Origin of the sequence: Serratia sp. X3, assembly GCF_014982455.1 — a bacterium.
In the GTDB taxonomy this organism is placed as follows: domain Bacteria; phylum Pseudomonadota; class Gammaproteobacteria; order Enterobacterales; family Enterobacteriaceae; genus Serratia; species Serratia ureilytica.
In genome coordinates, this window is sequence record NZ_JADCNB010000007.1 from 78058 (window position 1) to 97989 (window position 19932).

General features: G+C 61.9%; 19 protein-coding genes, 1 pseudogene and 1 riboswitch. Of the genes and pseudogenes, 12 read left to right on the plus strand and 8 right to left on the minus strand.

The window, feature by feature from the left end:
* Positions 1 to 2 precede the first annotated feature (2 nt).
* The 3 genes from mdtD to baeR are packed head-to-tail and all read left to right on the plus strand — an operon-like array spanning position 3 to position 3528.
* Complete coding sequence (gene mdtD, locus IMX17_RS21115; RefSeq protein WP_046897726.1) at positions 3 to 1433, plus strand: multidrug transporter subunit MdtD; 1431 nt, start codon at positions 3 to 5, stop codon at positions 1431 to 1433.
* The gene (gene baeS / locus IMX17_RS21120; protein ID WP_046897727.1) at positions 1430 to 2812 is read left to right on the plus strand and encodes a two-component system sensor histidine kinase BaeS; all 1383 of its coding nucleotides are present in this window, start codon (positions 1430 to 1432) and stop codon (positions 2810 to 2812) included. Before mdtD ends, baeS begins: the two co-directional genes overlap by 4 nt.
* Entirely contained in the window at positions 2812 to 3528 is a 717-nt protein-coding gene (gene baeR, locus IMX17_RS21125) for a two-component system response regulator BaeR (RefSeq protein ID WP_046897728.1), read from the plus strand. The genes baeS and baeR overlap by 1 nt, the downstream gene beginning before the upstream one ends.
* 7 nt (positions 3529 to 3535) lie before the next feature.
* Here baeR and IMX17_RS21130 read toward each other — a convergent pair whose 3' ends face one another.
* Positions 3536 to 3925, minus strand: a complete 390-nt coding sequence (locus IMX17_RS21130; RefSeq protein ID WP_046897729.1) for a type II toxin-antitoxin system VapC family toxin — start codon at positions 3923 to 3925, stop codon at positions 3536 to 3538.
* A 3-nt stretch (positions 3926 to 3928) separates the two neighbouring features.
* Entirely contained in the window at positions 3929 to 4192 is a 264-nt protein-coding gene (locus tag IMX17_RS21135; RefSeq protein WP_019452401.1) for an antitoxin, read from the minus strand.
* Between the two features lie 337 nt (positions 4193 to 4529).
* Here IMX17_RS21135 and IMX17_RS21140 point away from each other — a divergent pair, with 337 nt between their 5' ends.
* Both IMX17_RS21140 and yegQ read left to right on the plus strand, forming a co-directional pair.
* A complete protein-coding gene (locus IMX17_RS21140; protein ID WP_033644064.1) occupies positions 4530 to 4868 on the plus strand; it encodes a YegP family protein in 339 nt (112 codons plus the stop codon).
* Between the two features lie 178 nt (positions 4869 to 5046).
* Complete coding sequence (gene yegQ / locus IMX17_RS21145) at positions 5047 to 6399, plus strand: tRNA 5-hydroxyuridine modification protein YegQ (RefSeq protein ID WP_046897730.1); 1353 nt, start codon at positions 5047 to 5049, stop codon at positions 6397 to 6399.
* Positions 6400 to 6615: 216 nt separating this feature from the next.
* On the opposite strand, the gene IMX17_RS21150 is transcribed toward yegQ, so the two are convergent.
* Positions 6616 to 6837: a hypothetical protein gene (locus IMX17_RS21150; protein WP_152665227.1), complete on the minus strand. Its 222-nt coding sequence runs from the start codon at positions 6835 to 6837 to the stop codon at positions 6616 to 6618.
* Positions 6838 to 6866: 29 nt separating this feature from the next.
* Between IMX17_RS21150 and yegS the strand changes: the two genes are divergently transcribed.
* The 3 genes from yegS (at position 6867) to gutQ (ending at position 10234) form a co-directional block, all read left to right on the plus strand.
* Positions 6867 to 7772: a lipid kinase YegS gene (gene yegS, locus IMX17_RS21155; protein ID WP_046897731.1), complete on the plus strand. Its 906-nt coding sequence runs from the start codon at positions 6867 to 6869 to the stop codon at positions 7770 to 7772.
* A 260-nt stretch (positions 7773 to 8032) separates the two neighbouring features.
* Positions 8033 to 9082, plus strand: a complete 1050-nt coding sequence (fbaB, locus tag IMX17_RS21160) for a class I fructose-bisphosphate aldolase (protein ID WP_015378749.1) — start codon at positions 8033 to 8035, stop codon at positions 9080 to 9082.
* A 180-nt stretch (positions 9083 to 9262) separates the two neighbouring features.
* Positions 9263 to 10234 carry an arabinose-5-phosphate isomerase GutQ gene (gene gutQ / locus IMX17_RS21165; RefSeq protein ID WP_193550194.1) on the plus strand — a complete coding sequence of 324 codons (972 nt, stop codon included), beginning with the start codon at positions 9263 to 9265 and terminating at the stop codon, positions 10232 to 10234.
* A gap of 39 nt (positions 10235 to 10273) precedes the next feature.
* Here the strand turns inward: gutQ and IMX17_RS21170 are convergent, their stop codons facing one another.
* The 3 genes from IMX17_RS21170 to thiM form a co-directional block, all read right to left on the minus strand.
* Positions 10274 to 10732 carry an inhibitor of vertebrate lysozyme family protein gene (locus IMX17_RS21170; RefSeq protein WP_046897733.1) on the minus strand — a complete coding sequence of 153 codons (459 nt, stop codon included), beginning with the start codon at positions 10730 to 10732 and terminating at the stop codon, positions 10274 to 10276.
* A gap of 83 nt (positions 10733 to 10815) precedes the next feature.
* Positions 10816 to 11616, minus strand: coding sequence for a bifunctional hydroxymethylpyrimidine kinase/phosphomethylpyrimidine kinase (thiD, locus tag IMX17_RS21175; RefSeq protein ID WP_193550195.1), 801 nt, complete (start codon positions 11614 to 11616; stop codon positions 10816 to 10818).
* Positions 11616 to 12407: a hydroxyethylthiazole kinase gene (thiM, locus tag IMX17_RS21180; RefSeq protein ID WP_094141506.1), complete on the minus strand. Its 792-nt coding sequence runs from the start codon at positions 12405 to 12407 to the stop codon at positions 11616 to 11618. The genes thiD and thiM overlap by 1 nt, the downstream gene beginning before the upstream one ends.
* Before the next feature lie 35 nt (positions 12408 to 12442).
* Positions 12443 to 12539: riboswitch (TPP riboswitch) on the minus strand.
* Positions 12540 to 12681: 142 nt separating this feature from the next.
* Between thiM and IMX17_RS21185 the strand changes: the two genes are divergently transcribed.
* On the plus strand, positions 12682 to 13107 hold the full coding sequence (locus IMX17_RS21185; RefSeq protein ID WP_099816852.1) for a GNAT family N-acetyltransferase: 426 nt from the start codon (positions 12682 to 12684) through the stop codon (positions 13105 to 13107).
* On the opposite strand, the gene IMX17_RS21190 is transcribed toward IMX17_RS21185, so the two are convergent.
* Positions 13104 to 14327 (minus strand): MFS transporter, encoded by a 1224-nt coding sequence (locus IMX17_RS21190; protein WP_182265525.1) that lies wholly within the window; start codon positions 14325 to 14327, stop codon positions 13104 to 13106. The two genes, IMX17_RS21185 and IMX17_RS21190, sit on opposite strands and share 4 nt — an antisense overlap.
* Before the next feature lie 95 nt (positions 14328 to 14422).
* On the opposite strand from IMX17_RS21190, the pseudogene IMX17_RS25495 reads away from it, so the two are divergent.
* From IMX17_RS25495 to rluF, 3 genes and pseudogenes are all read left to right on the plus strand, one after another.
* Positions 14423 to 14860, plus strand: a pseudogene (locus IMX17_RS25495) (winged helix-turn-helix transcriptional regulator); the annotation flags it as partial.
* Positions 14858 to 15703, plus strand: a complete 846-nt coding sequence (locus IMX17_RS21195) for an aminoglycoside adenylyltransferase family protein (RefSeq protein ID WP_046897866.1) — start codon at positions 14858 to 14860, stop codon at positions 15701 to 15703. The pseudogene IMX17_RS25495 and the gene IMX17_RS21195, both read left to right, overlap by 3 nt.
* A 138-nt stretch (positions 15704 to 15841) precedes the next feature.
* Positions 15842 to 16711 (plus strand): 23S rRNA pseudouridine(2604) synthase RluF, encoded by an 870-nt coding sequence (rluF, locus tag IMX17_RS21200; RefSeq protein ID WP_046897737.1) that lies wholly within the window; start codon positions 15842 to 15844, stop codon positions 16709 to 16711.
* Positions 16712 to 16849: 138 nt separating this feature from the next.
* On the opposite strand, the gene IMX17_RS21205 is transcribed toward rluF, so the two are convergent.
* On the minus strand, positions 16850 to 19912 hold the full coding sequence (locus IMX17_RS21205) for an autotransporter domain-containing protein (RefSeq protein WP_193550196.1): 3063 nt from the start codon (positions 19910 to 19912) through the stop codon (positions 16850 to 16852).
* Between the last annotated feature and the right edge of the window lie 20 nt (positions 19913 to 19932).

A 19932-nucleotide genomic window follows, 5' to 3' on the forward strand; every position in this document is an offset into this window, starting at 1 on the left:
CGATGCTGATGAAACACACCGCCACGGTACGTTGGCAACTCTGGATAGTGGCGTTCGGCTTTTTTATGCAGACGCTGGATACCACTATCGTCAATACCGCCCTGCCCTCAATGGCCGCCAGCCTGGGGGAGAACCCGCTGCGCATGCAGTCGGTGATCGTCGCCTATGTGCTGACGGTGGCGGTGACGCTGCCGGCCAGCGGCTGGCTGGCGGACAAGGTCGGCGTACAGCGGGTGTTTTTCAGCGCCATCGTGCTGTTTACCCTCGGCTCCCTCCTCTGCGCCCGCTCGGCAACCCTGAACGAGCTGATCGCCTCGCGCGTGCTTCAGGGCGTCGGCGGCGCGATGATGGTGCCGGTCGGCCGCCTGACGGTGATGAAGATCGTACCGCGCGAGCAGTACATGGCGGCGATGACCTTCGTGACGCTGCCGGGCCAGATCGGCCCGCTGATGGGGCCGGCGCTGGGTGGCTTCCTGGTGCAATACGCCAGCTGGCACTGGATTTTCCTGATCAATATTCCGGTGGGCATCGTGGGCGCCATCGCCACGCTGCTGCTGATGCCCAACTACCAAATGCAGACCCGCCGTTTCGACCTCAGCGGCTTTTTCCTGCTGGCGATCGGCATGGCGTCGCTGACGCTGGCGCTCGACGGCCATAAAGGCATGGGTCTGACCGGCGGCGCCATCGCCGGCCTGGTGGCGCTGGGCGCGGCGGCGTTGTTGGGGTATGTTTGGCATGCCTACGGCAATAGCCACGCCCTGTTCTCACTGCGGCTGCTGCGCACCCCGACCTACAAGATCGGGCTGCTGGCCAGTCTGCTGGGGCGCATCGGCAGCGGCATGCTGCCGTTCATGACGCCGCTGTTTCTGCAGGTGGGCATGGGCTTCACGCCGTTCCACGCCGGGCTGATGATGATCCCGATGATCATCGGCAGCATGGGCATGAAGCGCATCGTAGTGCAGGTGGTCAACCGCTTCGGCTATCGCAACGTGCTGGTGGCAGCCACGCTGCTGCTGGCGCTGGTCAGCCTGAGTTTCCTGCTGGCGGCGATGCTCGGCTGGCTGTGGCTGCTGCCGGTGATACTGTTCTTCCAGGGGATGGTCAACGCATTGCGCTTCTCGGCGATGAATACCCTGACGCTGAAAGACCTGCCGGACCGGCTGGCCAGCAGCGGCAACAGCCTGTTGTCGATGGTCATGCAGCTGTCGATGAGCCTCGGCGTCAGCGTCGCCGGCATCTTGATCGGCAGCTTCGCCCATCACCAGGCGGTGGCCGACAGCCCGGCCATCCACAGCGCATTTATTTACAGCTACTGCTGTATGGCGTTGATTATCGCCCTGCCCGCGCTGGCCTTCGCGCGCGTGCCGGCGGATAGCGCGCCTAACCGCACGCTGGCCAAAGAGCCGGGCACCGGCTCAACGAGGTTGCAATGAAGATAGGCATTACCGGGAAACTGTTCCTGGCCATTTTCGCTACCTGCATGCTGGTGTTGATCACCATGCATTGGGGGGTGCGCGTCAGCTTTGAACGCGGCTTTATCGATTACATCAAGCACAGCAACGAGCAGCGCATCAACATGCTGAGCGAAGCGCTGGAGGAGCAGTACAGTCGCCACGGCAACTGGATATTCCTGCGCAACAACGATCAGGTTATCTACCAAATCATGCGTTCGTTCGAACAGAACAGCGACAGCAGCCACAACCTGCCGCCCAAGGGCTGGCGCACCCAGTTTTGGGTGGTGGACAGCCAGTTCAACCGGCTAGTGGGCCACTCCGGGCCGGTGCCGAAAGAAGGGCCGCGCCACCCAATCCGCTATAACAACGAGATCGTCGGCTGGGTGATCACTACCCCGGTCGAACGCCTGACGCGCAACACCGATATCAACTTCGATCGCCAGCAGCGGCGCACCAGCTGGATTATCGTCGCGCTCTCCACCCTGCTGGCGGCGGCGGTGACCTGGCTGCTGTCGCGCGGCATGCTGGCGCCGGTCAAACGCCTGGTGGCGGGCACCCATCGCCTGGCGGCGGGCGACTTCACCACCCGCGTGACGGTCAGTAGCCAGGATGAACTGGGCAGGCTGGCGCACGACTTCAACCAGTTGGCCACCTCGCTGGAGAAAAATGAACAGATGCGCCGCGCCTTTATGGCCGACGTGTCGCACGAACTGCGCACGCCGCTGGCGGTGCTGCGCGGCGAGCTGGAGGCGCTGCAGGACGGCGTGCGCCAGCCGACGCCCGCGTCGCTCAGCTCGCTGCAGGCCGAGGTGTCCACCCTGACCAAACTGGTCGACGACCTGCACCAGCTTTCGCTCTCCGATCTCGGCGCGCTGGCCTATCGCAAATCGTCGGTGGACTGCGTGCATCTGCTGCAGATCGCCGTCGCCGCCTTCCGCGAGCGCTTTCGCGCCAAGGGGCTGGAGATCGTCACCCATCTGCCGCCCCATGCGCCGCTGTTCGGCGATCCCGATCGCCTGAATCAGCTGTTCAATAACCTGTTGGAAAACAGCCTGCGCTACACCGATGCCGGCGGCCGGCTGGAAATCAGCGCCGAGCTGCAGCCGGGGCGGCTGTCCCTCTGCTGGCAGGACAGCGCGCCAGGCATCAGCGATCAGCAACTGACGCGCATTTTCGAACGTTTCTACCGGGCGGAAGGCTCGCGTAACCGCGCCAGCGGCGGTTCCGGATTGGGGCTGGCGATCTGCCACAACATCGTGGAAGCGCACGATGGGAAAATCCGCGCCGAGCATTCGCCTTTAGGCGGCGTGCGCATTACAGTAGAATTTGCAACCCCGATAAAAAATAAGGCGCCCTGATGGACATTCAGAATCACCCCGTGCAGATCATGATTGTTGAAGATGAGCCCAAGCTGGGCCAGCTGCTGGTGGATTATCTGCAGGCGGCGGGCTACGCCACCCGTTGGCTGACCAACGGCAATGAAGTGGTGCCGACCGTGCACCAGCATCCGCCGGCGCTGATCTTGCTCGATCTGATGCTGCCGGGCGCCGATGGGCTGACGGTGTGCCGCGAGCTGCGCCGCTTCAGCGACGTGCCTATCGTGATGGTGACGGCGAAAATCGAAGAGATTGACCGCCTGTTGGGGCTGGAGATCGGCGCCGACGATTACATCTGCAAACCCTACAGCCCGCGCGAGGTGGTGGCGCGGGTGAAAACCATCCTGCGCCGCAGCTATCGGCCGCAGGATAATGCGCGGGAAGATGACCTGCTGCACATCGATGAACCGCGTTTCCAGGCCAGTTATCAGGGGCAGCTGCTGGATCTGACGCCGGCGGAGTTCCGCCTGCTGAAGACGTTGGCCAGCCAGCCGGGCAACGTGTTTTCGCGCGAGCAGCTGCTGAACAACCTGTATGACGACTATCGGGTGGTCACCGACCGCACCATCGACAGCCACATCAAAAACCTGCGGCGCAAGCTGGAGCTGATCGACGGGCAAAAATCCTTTATCCGCTCGGTATACGGCGTCGGTTACCGCTGGGAAGCCGAGCCCTGCCGGCTGGTGAATGGGGTTTAGGGGGAAATCAGTGCGTCCAGTCCTCAACCGCCAATCCGGGCACCATGGCGAATGCGCGATCGTTGGTCACCAGCGTCGCGCCACGGCTCTGCGCATGAGCGGCGATCAGTTGATCCATCGCGCCCATGATTTTCCCCTTTCTCTCCATGTTTGCCCGCATTTCACCGTAACAGCGGGCAGCTTCGCTATCCCATGCATAGACTGTCACCGCGGCAAGAAAGGCCTCGACCATGCTTTGCAACGCCTTGTTCCGCCGTTTAGCGACACCGTAAAGCAGTTCCGCCTCCGTGACGCTGGAAATACATACGGCAGAAGGCGGGAGCTTTTCCATGACGTTAAGCACCTGCGGATGCTGCCGAAACAAGTGGCTGACGGTGTTGGTATCAAACATGTACATCGCCTATTCGTCCTCTGAGAATGGATCGCGGTCTGCAACCCCTTGCTGACGATCTTCCGCGCCAAGAAACTCTTGCGGCACCGGCGTTTGGGCGATAATGCTCAGCAGCGGTGCCCAGCTGTCCGGCTTTGCTGGATATTTGGATAAAATCACGTTGCCCTCCCTATCGCGACGGATATAGACACGATCCGTATCAAATTCAAATTCCACCGGTAACCTCACCGCCTGATTTCTGCCGTTTTTAAACAGCTTTGCGATTCTTTCCATCTCGACACCCCCACAGCTGGCATAGGCCAAAGCATATGCCTGTAGCGTGTCGATGCCAAGATATATCGCTCATTTTTCATCCACATTGACGAAACGGCCAAACAGTAACGCACAGTCTCACGGGTTGAAACCCTGCTCCCCTCATTATGCGGTGCACTGCGCAATCACCGCCCCTCTCTTAGCTTCCCGTGCGGCGCCGGGCTCACCGAATAAAAACTCCGCGCCGGCGCAAAAAAATTGCGCATTTTTTCGACTAAGCTGCTGTGAGGTTTAGCCACCGATTTTCAAGCGATTGGCTACACTTACATCACGAATCGGAACCTACAGGAGAAGAACCATGGCAATCGGTCATTACGAGCTGAAAAAAGCAAAGAACGGACAGTACCACTTCAACCTGAAAGCCAGTAACGGCGAGATCATTCTGGCCAGCGAGATGTACGCCAGCAAAGCGTCGGCGGAGAACGGCATCGCCTCGGTGCAGACCAATTCGCCGCATGAAGCGCAGTTTGAACTGAAGCACAGCACCAGCAACCAGCCCTACTTTGTGCTGAAGGCCAAGAACCATCAGGTGATCGGCGTCAGCGAAATGTACAGCTCCGAAAGCGCAGCCAAAAACGGTATCCAGTCGGTGATTAAAAACGGCCCGACCACCGATATTCGCGATTTGAGCGCCTGATCCCCCGTTTCGCCCGCGCGGTGGCCGCCATCGCGCGTTTTCCGTTTGACCGGGATCAATCTCCCTTGAACAAATCCGGTTAACTGCTGATTTTTTGCCGCGCCGCGGCTACAATCCCCCGCTTTTACTGCGCCATCAGGTGGCGTGGTGCTGACCTGAAATCAGACCGAGACACACTATGTTTACACCAGAACTTCTCTCCCCGGCCGGCACGCTGAAAAACATGCGTTACGCCTTCGCCTACGGCGCCGATGCGGTTTACGCCGGCCAGCCGCGCTACAGCCTGCGGGTGCGCAACAACGAGTTCAACCACGAGAATCTGGCGCAGGGCATCAACGAAGCGCACGCGCTGGGCAAAAAATTCTACGTGGTGGTCAACATCGCCCCGCACAACGCCAAGCTGAAAACCTTCCTGCGCGATCTGAAACCGGTGGTCGATATGGGCCCGGATGCGCTGATCATGTCCGATCCTGGCCTGATAATGATGGTGCGCGAAGCCTTCCCGCAGATGGACATCCACCTGTCGGTGCAGGCCAACGCCGTTAACTGGGCGACGGTGAAGTTCTGGAAACAAATGGGCCTGACCCGCGTGATCCTGTCGCGCGAACTGTCGCTGGAAGAGATCGCCGAGATCCGCGCCGAAGTGCCGGACATGGAGCTGGAGATCTTCGTCCACGGCGCGCTGTGCATGGCCTACTCCGGCCGCTGCCTGCTGTCCGGCTACATCAACAAGCGCGATCCCAACCAGGGCACCTGCACCAACGCCTGCCGTTGGCAGTACAAGGCGGAAGAAGGCAAAGAGGACGACACCGGCAATATCGTGCACCTGCACGAGCCGATCCCGGTGCAGACCGTCGAGCCGACGCTGGGCATCGGCGCGCCGACCGACAAGGTGTTCATGCTGTCTGAGGCGCAAAAGCCAGGCGAATATATGAGCGCCTTCGAGGATGAACACGGCACCTACATCATGAACTCCAAGGATCTGCGCGCCATCCAGCACGTAGAGCGTCTGACGCAGCTCGGCGTGCATTCGTTGAAGATCGAAGGGCGCACCAAGTCCTTCTACTACTGCGCGCGCACCGCCCAGGTCTACCGCCGCGCCATCGATGACGCCGTTGCCGGCAAACCGTTCGATCCTACCCTGCTCACCACGCTGGAAGGCCTGGCGCACCGCGGCTATACCGAAGGCTTCCTGCGCCGCCACGTGCACGAAGCGCAGCAGAACTACGAATACGGCTCTTCGCTCTCCGAGCGCCAGCAGTTCGTCGGCGAGTTCACCGGCGTGCGCCGCGAAGGCTGGGCGGAAGTCGACGTGAAGAATAAATTTTCACTCGGCGACAGCGTCGAGATGATGACGCCGGGCGGCAACGTGCTGTTCACTCTCGAAAGCATGCAAAATAAGAAAGGCGAGCCGATTGAGGTCGCGCCGGGCAACGGCCATATCGTTTATTTGCCGATCCCGCAGGATATCGATCTCAATTATGCTTTGCTGATCCGCAATTTGGCGGAAGAAAATAGCGCCGGAGCCTAACAATGAATCGCCGTCATTCGGCGGCGATTTTTAGCAAATATTAGAATTGGATCACATCAATGAGCGCGCAGCTTGGTTACTATCACGCTGCTAAAAACGAACAACGAAAATATTTGCATAGCAATACTAGGAACCACCTCCTTAGCCGGCCCAATCTCCCTTGGGCTGGCTTTTTCTTTATGGACCCGCCATTGCCGCCGGCGCGCCTATTTTTCATTACGTTTTCCCGTTATCCATTTTAATAAAAATAATAACGCCACATCGATATATAAATAACGCTATAGCGATTAATCCTGCCGCCATTAAAATTTCGCTTATTGTCAGGTTAAATTCAGATAAATTCGCATCGTCTTCATATTCACGGCGCAATGGGAAATAACCGGAATTAGCTGAATATTCTGATGGCTTGGCGACCCTGGCTGGTTTATCTTGGGGCATTATTGGTTTTCCGCCGGAGGAGCTCGGCAATGCCTCAACACTCACATGCACCAGCACTGCTTATCATCAACGGCAAGGGCGCCGGCAACGAAGAGCTGCGCCAGGCCGTCAACCGGCTGCGCGAAGAGCAGATAACGCTGCACGTGCGCGTCACCTGGGAACACGGTGACGCCGCGCGCTACGTCGCCGAAGCCGCTCGGCTCGGTGTCGGCACCGTCGTCGCCGGCGGCGGTGACGGCACCATCAACGAAGTGGCCGCCGCGCTGGCGCAACTGCCGGCGCAAGGTCGGCCGGCGCTGGGCATTTTGCCGCTCGGCACCGCCAACGACTTCGCCATGGCCTGCAACATTCCCCTCTCGCCCGAGCAGGCGCTGCAGCTGGCGATCAAGGGCCGCTCGGTGCCTATCGATCTGGCCAAGGTCAACGGCGAGCGCTACTTCATCAACATGGCCACCGGCGGCTTCGGCACCCGTATCACCACTGAAACGCCGGAGAAGCTGAAGGCGGCGTTGGGCGGCGTGTCCTACTTCGTTCACGGCTTGTTGCGCATGGATACGCTGCAGGCCGACCGCTGTGAAATCCGCGGGCCGGACTTCCACTGGGCCGGCGAAGCGCTGGTGATCGGCATCGGCAACGGCAAACAGGCCGGCGGCGGCCAGGAACTGTGCCCCAACGCGCTGATTAACGACGGGCAGTTGCAGCTGCGCCTGCTGATCGCCGATGAACTGCTGCCGGCGCTGGTGGCCGCCCTGTTCAACGACGAAGAGAGCAACAGCATCCTCAGCGCCGCGCTGCCGTGGCTGGAGATCGACGCGCCGCATGAGATGACCTTCAACCTCGACGGCGAGCCGCTCAAAGGCCGCCATTTCCGCATCGAAGTGGTGCCGCAGGCCATCGAATGCCGCCTGCCGCCGAACTGCGCCCTGCTGGGCTAATCCGGTTCTGCGCCCGCTCGCCGCTCGGAACGCCAAGGCTGGCGAGATCGAACAATCAATCACTTAATGCGCCGGGGGCGATCGTCCCCGCGTATTTGGCCACGCCAATGGCATTTCCTCTCAATCGCATCTATTGTTTGTCCTTGCCGGATCAAGTTCGGTAGCATCGCTTTACAGCTTCAATCACCGCTTTTTTACTGCGCCGGTGGTCAAAAACCCTGCATTGCCGGTGTATGAAGAAGCTTAATCGGGAGTGAATCATGACTGATATTGTGCAGTTGCTAGGAAAGGAAGCGGAAGATCTGCTGCAACACCGCTGTACCACTATCCCCGCCGAGAATCTCTACCTGCCGGGCGCCGATTTCGTCGACCGCGTAATGATCGATAACAACCGCCCCAACAGCGTGCTGCGTTCGATGCAAACCCTGTTCAACCACGGCCGCCTGGGCGGCACCGGTTACCTGTCGATCCTGCCGGTCGATCAGGGTATCGAGCACTCCGCCGCCGCCTCGTTCGCCGCCAACCCGCTGTATTTCGATCCGAAGAACATCGTCGAGCTGGCGATTGAAGCCGGCTGTAACTGCGTCGCCTCCACCTACGGCGTGCTGGCGTCGGTATCGCGCCGCTACGCGCATAAAATTCCGTTCCTGGTCAAACTCAACCACAACGAAACGCTGAGCTACCCGACCCAGTACGACCAGACTCTGTACGCCAGCGTCGAGCAGGCGTTCAACATGGGCGCGGTGGCGGTCGGCGCCACCATTTACTTCGGCTCCGAGCAGTCGCGCCGCCAGATCGAAGAGATCTCGATCGCCTTCGAGCGCGCGCATGAGCTGGGCATGGTCACGGTGCTGTGGGCCTATCTGCGCAACCCGGCGTTCAACAAGGACGGCGTGGACTACCACTCCAGCGCCGATCTGACCGGCCAGGCCAACCACATCGCCGCCACCATCGGCGCCGACATCGTCAAACAGAAAATGGCCGAAAACAACGGCGGTTACCGCGCGGTGAAATTCGGCTATACCGACGATCGCGTCTACACCAAGCTGACCACCGATCACCCGATCGATCTGGTGCGCTACCAGCTGGCCAACTGCTACATGGGCCGCGCCGGGCTGATCAACTCAGGCGGCGCCGCCGGTGAGAACGATCTGCAAGAATCGGTGCGCACCGCGGTGATCAACAAACGCGCCGGCGGCATGGGCCTGATCCTGGGGCGCAAGGCGTTCAAGAAATCGATGAAAGACGGCGTAGCGCTGATCAACGCCGTGCAAGACGCCTATCTGGACAAGAAGGTCACCATCGCCTGATGTGACGGACCGCCTGTCCCAAAGCCCGGTTCGCCGGGCTTTTTTGTGCCTTCAAACGTGACCGCTCTCAGGGATTTAACGCAACAAACGGCGCCGCGTTTAGTGCCTCCCTCTAATGCATGATACTTTCACCAGACAAAACATCGCCTTTATGTATCACTAATCTGACCGGAGACCCCGATGAGTAACGCCAACGCCCTGCTCGCCTTCGCCCGCGAAACGCTGGAGATCGAGTTGACCGAAGCGCAGCGCCTGCTGGCGCGCCTGGATGACAATTTCGTCTGCGCCTGCGAGCTGCTGCTGAACTGCCGCGGCAAAGCGGTGATTTCCGGCATCGGCAAGTCCGGCCATATCGGCAAAAAAATCGCCGCGTCGCTGGCCAGCACCGGCACACCGTCGTTCTTCGTTCATCCGGCGGAGGCGCTGCACGGCGATCTCGGCATGATCGGCGCCGACGACGTGGTGGTGTTCATCTCCTACTCCGGCCGCGCCAAAGAGCTGGACCTGATCCTGCCGCTGCTGGCGGAGAACGGCATTCCGGTGATCGCCATCACCGGCGGCAAAGAATCGCCGCTGGCGCAGGGCGCGGCCTGCGTGCTGGATATCGGCGTCGAGCGCGAAGCCTGCCCGATGGGGCTGGCGCCCACCTCCAGCGCGGTCAACACCCTGATGATGGGCGACGCTCTGGCGATGGCGCTGATGCGCCAGCGCGGTTTCAACGCGGAAGACTTCGCCCGTTCGCACCCGGGCGGCAGCCTGGGGGCGCGCCTGCTGAACCGCGTGCATCACCTGATGCGCACCGGCGATCGCCTGCCGCGCGTGAGCGAAAGCGCCAACGTGATGGAAGCGATGCTGGAGCTGAGCCGCACCGGGCTGGGGTTAGTGGCGGTGTGCGACGCGCAGCAGCGGGTAGTGGGCGTATTTACCGACGGCGACCTGCGCCGCTGGCTGGTGAAGGGCAACAACCTGCAGGATCCGCTCAGCCCGGCGATCACCCGCCCCGGCTATCGGCTGCCGGAGCAGTGGCGTGCCGGCGAAGCGCTGGAAGCGCTGCACGAACAGCACATCAGCGCGGCCCCGGTGGTCAACATGGACGGCGTGCTGGTGGGGGCGCTCAATCTGCACGATCTGCATCAGGCCGGCATCGGCTGATCAACGCCGGGGGCGGCATCGTCAGCGCCCCCGGTCAGATCATTTCCAGTCGGGATTGTTCTCGAACTGCTGCTTAAGCAGTGCCTTCATGTCGTCATCCGGCTTGCCGAGCCACTGGTACCTGGCATACTTCTTCGGATGATCGACGGCTTCCGGCCGATCTTCCACTTCCACCCGCACGCCCCAGGCCTGGGATTTATCCGCGCTGAACGCCACGATCAAAAAGTTGTTGCCGCAGTCGTGCGGTTTGCACAGATTGCCGACCAGATACTCTTTGCCCTTCCAGCTCAGGTTTTGCGCCGGTGTAGAGGTGCCAACGCCCTTGCGCGCCCAGCCCGGCATCCGCGCCTGGCCTTTAACCATGTTTTGCCAGCTGGCCTGATACCCCGGCTGCTGAATCAAATCCGATGTGGTGACGATCTGCTGAGCGAAGCTGCCCGCGCTGAAGCTGAGCAGTGCGCCGAAGAGGGCGCAACGCAGCGCCTGGTGTCCCGTCATAGTCCTTCTCCCTAGGTTAAATCAGATTTCGCCCGTAAACCGGGCCTGAACTAGTCAGACCACGGTGGCGGCAAAAAGTTGACTCACCACCAGGCGTGAAAATGATGCACCGGCCCAATGCCGTGCCCCACTTCCAGCGTGTCCGCCTGTTGCAGCGCATTTTGCAGGTAGCCCTTGGCGGCGGCCACCGTGGCCGCCCAGTCGGCATGGCGCGGGCGCAACGCCGCCAGCGCGGCCGAGAGCGTGCAACCGGTGCCGTGGGTGTGGCGGGTGGCGACGCGCGGCGCGGTAAAGCGCTGCTCGCCTTCGGCGGTAAACAGCCAGTCCGGGCTCTCGCTTTCGCTCAGGTGGCCGCCCTTCATCAGCACCGCCCGGCAGCCCATCGCCAGCAGCGCCCGCCCCTGCTCGCGCATCTGCGCTTCATCTTCCGCCGGCGCGCACGCCAGCAGCGCCGCCGCTTCCGGCAGGTTCGGCGTAATGATCGACACCAGCGGCAACAGCTCGCGCCGGATAGACTCTACCGCCTCCGGCGCCAACAGCGGATCGCCGCTTTTCGCCAGCATCACGGTGTCCAGCACCACGAACTCCGGCCGGTAATGGCGCAGCCGTTCGGCCACCGCCTGCACGATGTCGGCGTTGGCCAGCATGCCGATCTTGACGCTGTCGATGCGCACGTCGCTGAACACCGAGTCCAGCTGCGCGGCGACGAACGCCGGATCGATGTAATACACCGACTGCACGCCGCGGGTATTTTGCGCCACCAGCGCGGTGATCACCGAGGTGCCGTAGGCGCCAAGCGCCGAGAAGGCCTTCAAATCGGCCTGAATGCCGGCGCCGCCGCTGGGATCGGTGCCGGCGATGGTCAGGGCGTTAATGCGTTTCATCACAGATCCTCCCCGCGCAGTTGATACAGCGCATCGAGGAACGCCGGCGTAAAGCTGCCCGGCCCGGCGGCCTGCCTGGCCGCCAGGCCACCGCAGTGGGACATCACCCGGCAGGCGGTCGCCACGTTGTCCAGGCGATCGCCCGGCAGGGCGCAAAACGCCGCCACCACCGCCGACAGCGCACAGCCGGTGCCCACCACCCGCGTCATCAGCGGGGAGCCGCCTTCAATCGCCCAATCGCGTTGGCCGTCGGTGACGTAATCCACCGCGCCGGTGACCGCCACCACCGCGCCGCTGCGCCGCGCCAACTCACGCGCGGCGGGCAATGCCGCCAGCGAGTCGTCGCCGCTGTCCACGCCGCGGCCGCTGGCCAGCAACCCGCTGAGCGCCATGATTTCCGAGGCGTTGCCGCGTATCGCCGCCGGTTGCTCGTCCAGCAGCTGTTTGGCGAAGGCGGTGCGGTAGGAGAGCGCGCCGACCGCCACCGGATCCAGCGTCCAGGGCTTGCCGGCCCGATTGGCGGCGGCCACCGCCGCCCGCATCGATTCGGCGCGCAGCGCGTTGAGGGTACCGACATTGATCAGCAGGCCGTCGGCCAGCGCGCTGAACTGCGCCGCCTCTTGCGGCTCCACCACCATCGCCGGGGAGGCGCCGAGCGCCAATAGCACGTTGGCGGTCAGCGACTGCACCACTTCGTTGGTCAGGCAGTGGATCAGCGGAGGCCGCTGTTGGAATTGGGTCAGGCAGGCCGCGGCGCGGGCGCCGGGTAGTGCATCAGGTCGAGCGATCATATTCCTCCCAACCGGCGTTCAAGAAGGCGGCGCCGGTTGAGCGGCCGTGACTTCCCTACGCTGGCATTATCCAGATCAGGTAATACGGGTATTTCTCAGCCTTCACGCGGAAGGGCACCCCGAGTCATGAAAATCAATAGGTTGTGATCAACGTTGCGTTAATCCCTGCAGGGGATCATGCCAGCGGCGGCGCGGACAAACAAGCGATTAAATTGGCCCAGCGGGCATACGCCGCGCAATGCGCTATAGTGAGCACAAACCACCGGGAGATGCCATGCAGATAAGACCCTACCAAGAGACCGATCGCCCCTTCCTGCGCACGCTGTACCTGGCGTCGCGCAAGGCGGCGTTCGGCTGGCGCGATACCTCAAACTATCAGTTGGAAGATTTCGACGGCGCGACGCTGGGCGAAGCGATTTGGGTGGCGGAAGACGGCGGCACGCTGCTGGGATTTGTCTCCGTCTACCGCGAAGATAACTTCATTCATAACCTGTATGTCGATCCCCATCAGCCGCCGCGCGGCGTCGGCAGTGCGCTGTTGCAGGCGGCGCAAGCCACCTTCACCGCCACCGGTTCGCTGAAATGCCTGGTGAAAAATGAAAAAGCGCTGGCGTTTTACCGCAAGCACGGCTGGCGCATCATCTCCACCGGCAACGACGGCGAAGAAGATTATTACCTGATGCACTCACCGGCCCGCTAGTCCTTACCCGCCGCATCCGGCATCCCGCGCAGCGTCAGCCGCCAAAACAGCAACGCGCTCAGACTGACGCCCGCCCCCAGCCAGCAGACGCCGCTCCAGCCCGCCCAGGCGTACATATGGGTGCCGGCAAAGGCGCCCAGCCCGCTGCCGACGGCGTAAAACAGCATGTAGCAGGCCACCAGCCGGCTGTGCGACTGCGGGTGCGCGCTGAAAATCATGTTCTGGTTCAGTACATGGATAGCCTGGCCCGCCAGATCCAGCAGCACGATGCCCGCCACCAGCCAAACCAGGCCGCTGCCGAGCAAACCGAGCGGCAGCCAGGCCAGCGTCAACAGCAGCAGACACGCGCCGCTGGCCGTCTGCCCCAGCCCGCGATCCGCCAGATGCCCGGCGTGCACCGCCGCCAGCGCGCCCACCGCGCCCACCAGGCCGAACGCTCCCACCGCGGCATGGGTGAAGTTGAACGGCGGCCGGCTCAGCGGCAACACCAGCGAACTCCAAAAGAGGCTGAAAGCGCCGAACATCAGCAGCGCCAGCATGCCGCGAATTTGCAGCGTGCGGTCATGCAGCAACAGGTTCAACATTGAACCCAGCAGCGCGGGATAACTCAGCGTGCTGGGCGTGGTGCGCGGCGCAGGCAGCAGGCGCGACAGGATCGGCAGCAATACCAGCGTCACTCCGGCGGAGAAGAAATATACCGTGCGCCAGCCGCCGACGTCCGCCAGCGCGCCGGACAAGGTGCGCGCCAGCAGCAACCCCAGCACCACCCCGCCCTGCGCCGCGCCGACTACCCGCCCGCGCTCCTGCGGCGCCGCCAGGGCGGCGGCGAACGCGATCAGGCCCTGCGTCATGGCGGTGCCAAGTAGCCCCACCAGCAACATCCCCGCCAGCAGCCAGGGCGCGCTGGGCGCCCAGCCCACCAGCAGCAGCGCGGCGATCAGCCCTAGCTGTTGCCCCGCCAGCAATCGATGCCGGTTCAGCCGATCCCCCAACGGCACCACCAACAGCAGCGCCAGCGCGCAGCCCAACTGAGTCACGGCGATCACCATGCCGACCGCCGCCAGGCTGATGGAAAAATCACGGGCGATGGCGTCTAACAGCGGCTGCGCATAGTAAACGTTGGCCACGCTAAAGGCGCTGGCGGCGGCCAACAGCAGCACCAGGGCGGCCGGCAGGCGCCCCAATGCCGCACAGGGAGGATCCAGCAGTTTGTCGCTCATCGCACACCTCAATATGGTTTCATTATTAAACCCAATGAACTTTAGGTGCAGAGGTTTTATAATGCAACCAGAATGTGCAGCTGGAGATAACCGCCGTGAAACGTAAGAGCCTGGAAGACGCGCCCTGCCCGGTGGCGCGCACGCTGGATGTGATTGGCGACTGGTGGTCGCTGCTGATCGTGCGCGACGCCTTCGACGGCGTCACCCGTTTCAGCGAATTTCAAAAAGGGCTGGGGATGGCGAAGAACATTCTTGCCACCCGGCTGCGCGCCCTGGTGTCGCACGGCGTGCTGGAGATCGTGCCCGCCGCGGACGGCAGCGCCTATCTGGAATATGTGCTGACCGAGAAAGGCCGCGCGCTGTTTCCGGTGATCGTCGGCCTGCGCCAATGGGGGGAAGATCATCTGTTCGCCGAGGGAGAGGCGCACTCAACGCTGGTGGAAAGCGACAGCGGCCGCCCCGTCCCGCGCCTGACGCCGATCGGCAGCGCCGGGCAGACGCTCACCCCGCTGAACACCCGGGTGGTGAAGGTGGGGGAACGGTTTGAACCGTCGTTTAACAGCCCCCAATTCGCTGAAAAAACGTCTCCATGCGAAATCGCCGCACAGATCGACGCCGCATGCAACGTGCTGACAGAGCAACTCGGCGAGACACTCTTGGGCATCCATCTGTATGGATCCGCTGTCGATGGCGGTCTTAAACCCAACAGCGATATCGACCTATTGGTCGCCGTCAGTAAGCCGTTGATGTCAACCACTCGGGCCGCCCTCATGAAAGCTTTGCTGACCGTGTCGGCTCCGCCAGGTGCTGACGGCATTTATCGTCCGCTGGAAGTCACCGTGCTGGTACAGACCGACATCAAACCCTGGCGCTATCCGCCACGACGTGAGTTACAGTTTGGTGAGTGGCTGCGCGAAGAGTTGCAGGCGGACATCGTCTCCCCCGCCACCTTGGATCCTGATGTAGCGATTCTGCTTACCAAAGCCCGGCAGCATCATCGACATCTGTTCGGCGCCTCCTTTGAACTCCTGTATGACAGCGTCCCTCGCAACGATTTCATCACCGCGCTCACCGATACCCTGAGCCAATGGAACGAACCTGAGGACTGGCATGGCGACGAATGCAACATTGTGCTGGCGCTGGCGCGCATCTGGTTCAGCGCGGCGACCGGTCGGATCGCCCCCAAAGAGGTGGCCGCCGAATGGCTGCTGGAACGCTTGCCATCTGAACACCGGCCGATACTCAGCACCGCGCAGCGAGTTTATCTCGGACAAGCAATAGATGATCTGCCTCAGCATCAGCAGCCGTTGGCGGCATTCATCGGCTATGCCAAAACGACGATCGCAAGTCTATTGACGACAACAGCCTCGCAATAAGACGCAGGCCTGTCGACACCACTTATCGTCTGCACTTATTGATGCAGGGGCGAATTTTGTTCATGGCCGCCGCCCCCTGCATGATTCGCTTCGCAGCGCCATCCGGGTAATGTATAGTCCGCGTTTTACGGAGATCCCATGCTGACCAACTCATCCATTCGTCTGAACAAATACATTAGCGAGAGCGGTATCTGCTCACGCCGCGACGCCGATCGATACATCGAACAGGGCAACGTTTTCATCAACGGTAAACGCGCCACCGTTGGCGCCCAGGTATTTGCCGGCGATGTGGTGAAGGTTAACGGTCAGCTGATCGAACCGCGCAATGAAGAAGATCTGGTGCTGATTGCGCTGAACAAACCGGTCGGCATCGTCACCACCACCGAAGACGGCGAGCGCGACAACATCACCGACTTCGTCAACCACAGCAAGCGCATCTTCCCGATCGGCCGTTTGGACAAGGATTCGCAGGGGCTGATCTTTCTGACCAACCACGGTGACCTGGTCAACAAGATCCTGCGAGCCGGCAACAATCACGAGAAAGAGTATCTGGTGACGGTCAACAAGCCAGTGACCGACGAGTTTATTCGCGGCATGGGCGCCGGCGTGCCGATGCTTGGCACCGTGACCAAAAAGTGCAAGGTGAAGAAAGAGGCGCCGTTCGTGTTCCGCATCACGCTGGTGCAGGGGCTGAACCGCCAGATCCGCCGCATGTGCGAACACTTCGGCTATGAGGTCACCAAGCTGGAACGCACGCGCATCATGAACGTCAGCCTGAAAGGCTTGCCGCTGGGCGAATGGCGCGATCTGACCGATGACGAGCTGATCGAACTGTTCAAGCTGATTGAAGGCTCTTCGTCCGAGGCTAAACCGACGAAGAAAGCCCCGGCCAAATCTACCCCGGCGAAAAAACCGAGCGCCGGCGGCCCGAAAAGCGCCGACAAAGCCGTTGCGCCGGCCGGCCGCAAGCGCTTTACCCAGCCGGGGCGCAAGAAAAAAGGGCGTTAAACGTCCTTCCCCACTCAGCCCGCCGTTGCGCGGGCTTTTTTATCGTGAAAGTCAGCCACAGGCCGCCACTGAGTTCTCACCATAAAAAAGGCCCGCATCAAGCGGGCCTGCAAGTACCAGAGAAGTCTGGAGGAAAAATCAGAACGACCAGCGCAGGTTGGCGTTGACCGAATTGACGCGGGTATCGGCGCCGAATTGCCCCTGATAGCCGACATCCAACGTCGCAGCGCGCGACAGCTTCACGCTCACACCGATATCGCCCACCATCACGTTGTCATCCACGGCCTGGCCCTGAGTGACGAACGCGTCGCTGCCGGCAAACGCCATGCGCGATGAGGTGTTCTTATCGCCGTAGGCATGTTGCCAACCGAGCGAGCCGTAAAGGCTGACGTTCTTCGGCAGTTCGGTCACGCCGCGCACCCCGAGCGTGGAGTAGAAGGTGTCCATCGTTTCATTGCGCACGCTCAGCGCCGCCGCGCCACCCGACTCCTGGAAGCTGTCGGTATGCAGGCGGATGTAGCTCAGGTTGATGAACGGTTCGACGTTCATCTCCGGCTGGCCGAAACGGTAACCCGCTTCGGTGAACGCCAGCAGCGAGTTCGCGTCATAATCCGACTTCAGCCGATCCGAGAAGCCGCTGAAATCGACGTTGCGCTTGCCTTCAATCTTGTGCCAGGTGTAACCCAGCGCGCCGCGCAGCGAGAACGCATCCTGCTGCCCGGCCGCATACAGGCCGAGGTGGTAGTTGTCGGTATCGGCCTTGGAGCGGCGGCTGTCGACGTCATAATCGCCGCGGCTGTAGCCGAAGTAGCCGCCGATGCGCACGTTATGATCGGTCAGCTTGCGATCCGCCCCCAACAGGAAGCCGGTGGTGTTGCCATCCAACTTGCCCACGTTGCCGTTGCCGCTGTTTCTGCCCCAGGAGCTGAAGGTTTGCCCCCAAACGCCGCTGTTTTGCGCCTGCGCCGGTTGCACCAGCGACATCGCCAACGGCGGTATAGGCAGACTGTCGTTGTCGAACAGGCGCAGCATGCGCTGGTTCAGCACGTTGAACAGCTGGGTGCTGCCGGCGATCAGGTTAGACTGCATCGACGGATAGACTTCGCCGGACAGCTGATTGAACGCCTCGCGCGCTTCCGGCGCGCTCAGCAGCAGCAGCGAGTTGTACAGCGCCAGCGAAGGGCCGCGCTGTGCCAGCGTCGAGAGCGCGCCGGCGGTATTCCATTGGTTGCCGCTCTCGGCCACCGTTTGGAAAATGCCCGGCTTGCCGCTGCCTGGATTCTCGCCCCCCGGATTTTCCCCGCCTGGGTTTTCTCCGCCCGGATTTTCCCCGCCTGGGTTTTCTCCGCCCGGATTCTCGCCCCCTGGATTCTCGCCGCCCGGATTCTCACCGCCTGGATTTTCACCACCCGGATTCTCGCCGCCTGGGTTTTCTCCGCCCGTGTCTTTCTGCGCAATGGTCAGATCCACGGCGTTGGCGCTGTGCTTCAACGCCACATCGAGGAAGGCAGACTTGGAGACCGCCGACGCGAACTGGCCGTCAATGCCGCCGTCCGAGGTCAGAATGCGGTAGCTTTGGCCGGTTTTATAGCTGGTTTGCGGATCCAGCGCCGTCACCTGCACCTTGGCCCGATCGCTGATGGTGGTTTTGCCCGCCACCAGCAGTTGATCGCTGCGGCCGTCGCCGGCGATATCGACGTCATAGAAGGATTCGCCGATAAAGTTCAGGTAGCGTTTCAGCGTCAGCGTGCCGATATTGCCGTCACCGGGCGAGATATGGCCGCCGGACTGGATCTCGGTCTGGCCCAGCGTGCCGTTGCCGCCCAGCGTGCCGCCGGCCTTGATCGACGCGGCGCTGCTGTAGCCCAGCCCGTTATTGACGTCGGTACCCGCCGTCGCGTTAAGGATCAGCGTGCCGCCGTTCTCGGCGCCGAGGGTTTGGATCTCGAAGATGTCGTCTTCTTTCTGGGTATTGATGTCGCTGGCGATGATGAGCTTGCCGCCGCGCGCGGTGACGTTCGCCTGCAGCTCAGAGAGATCGCCGTTCAGCGTCGTGTGCCCGGCGCTGTTGATCACCTCCCCTTCGCCGCTCATCTTGTTGCTGAAAACGTAATTGCCGTCGGTATGGTTAAAGTACACATAGCTGCGGAACAATCCGCCCCGCAGGGCGATCGCCGTCTGAGCATCGATGGCGCCAGCGGCGCCCGCCGCGCCGAGCGTCGGTTCGGTCAACCCGGTGCCGGTGTCCATATTGCCGCGGCTACCGATGATCAGCGCGCCGCGGTTCGAGCCGGAACCGGTCTTGCCCAGCACCACTTCGTTGCCGCCAGCGGAGAATGTCCCGCCATCCATGACCGCCAACACCCCGTTGCCGTAATCGCCGACGTTGACGCTGCTGCCGCTGGTAAAGCGTGAGCCGTTGCCGGCGATCGTCAGCTCGGCGGTTTTACGCGCGCCCGAGACGCCCGCCACCTGAATATTACCGACGTTAACCGCAGCGCCGTTCAGCACGTCCAGATCGCCGTAGAGCGTGAGCGCACGGCCGACGTTCCACTGGGAATTGGCCCCCGTGACCGTGGCTTTCGGGCTCAGCGTATCGGTCTCACCCGGGCCGCTGCCATTGCCGATGCGCGCGTCAAAGGCGGTGTTCAGCACCGCGCCGTCTTCAATCGCCAGCGTGGATCGGGCCCCCAGATCGGTGCCAACGCTGAGAAAATTGCTGGTGACGCGCGAACCGGCGCCGGTGGCGATCAGGTGGCTGTCATAGCCACGGGTGGTGCCGACCACGATCTCTTTCGCGCTGGCCAGCGCACCGTCTTCAACCCGCAAAGTGCCCCGCCCCAGATTCAGGCCGCCGCGCAGCACGTACTGATCGTTCACCGCGTTCAGCTCGGCGTTCGGCCCGCGGACCGTGACTACGCTGTCATGAATTTGGCCGTTGAACATCCGGCCGATATTGATGTTATAGGCGCTGATCTTGCCATTCTCGATCAGCAGGTTGCCGCTTTGGTTACGGCCGACGTAAACGTCCCCGGTGTAGGCCAATGATTCGGTAATTTTTGAGTCGCCGTCAAAAATGGCATCGTCTGCGCGAGCGATATCGGCGGGCGCCAGCATCAACAGCGGCGCGGAAAATAGAGCGAGGTAAAGTTTGGAAAGCGGTGTTTTAACCGCTAAAGAATGCGATGTCGTGTCATTCACGGGCTATCTCCGTACTCGTT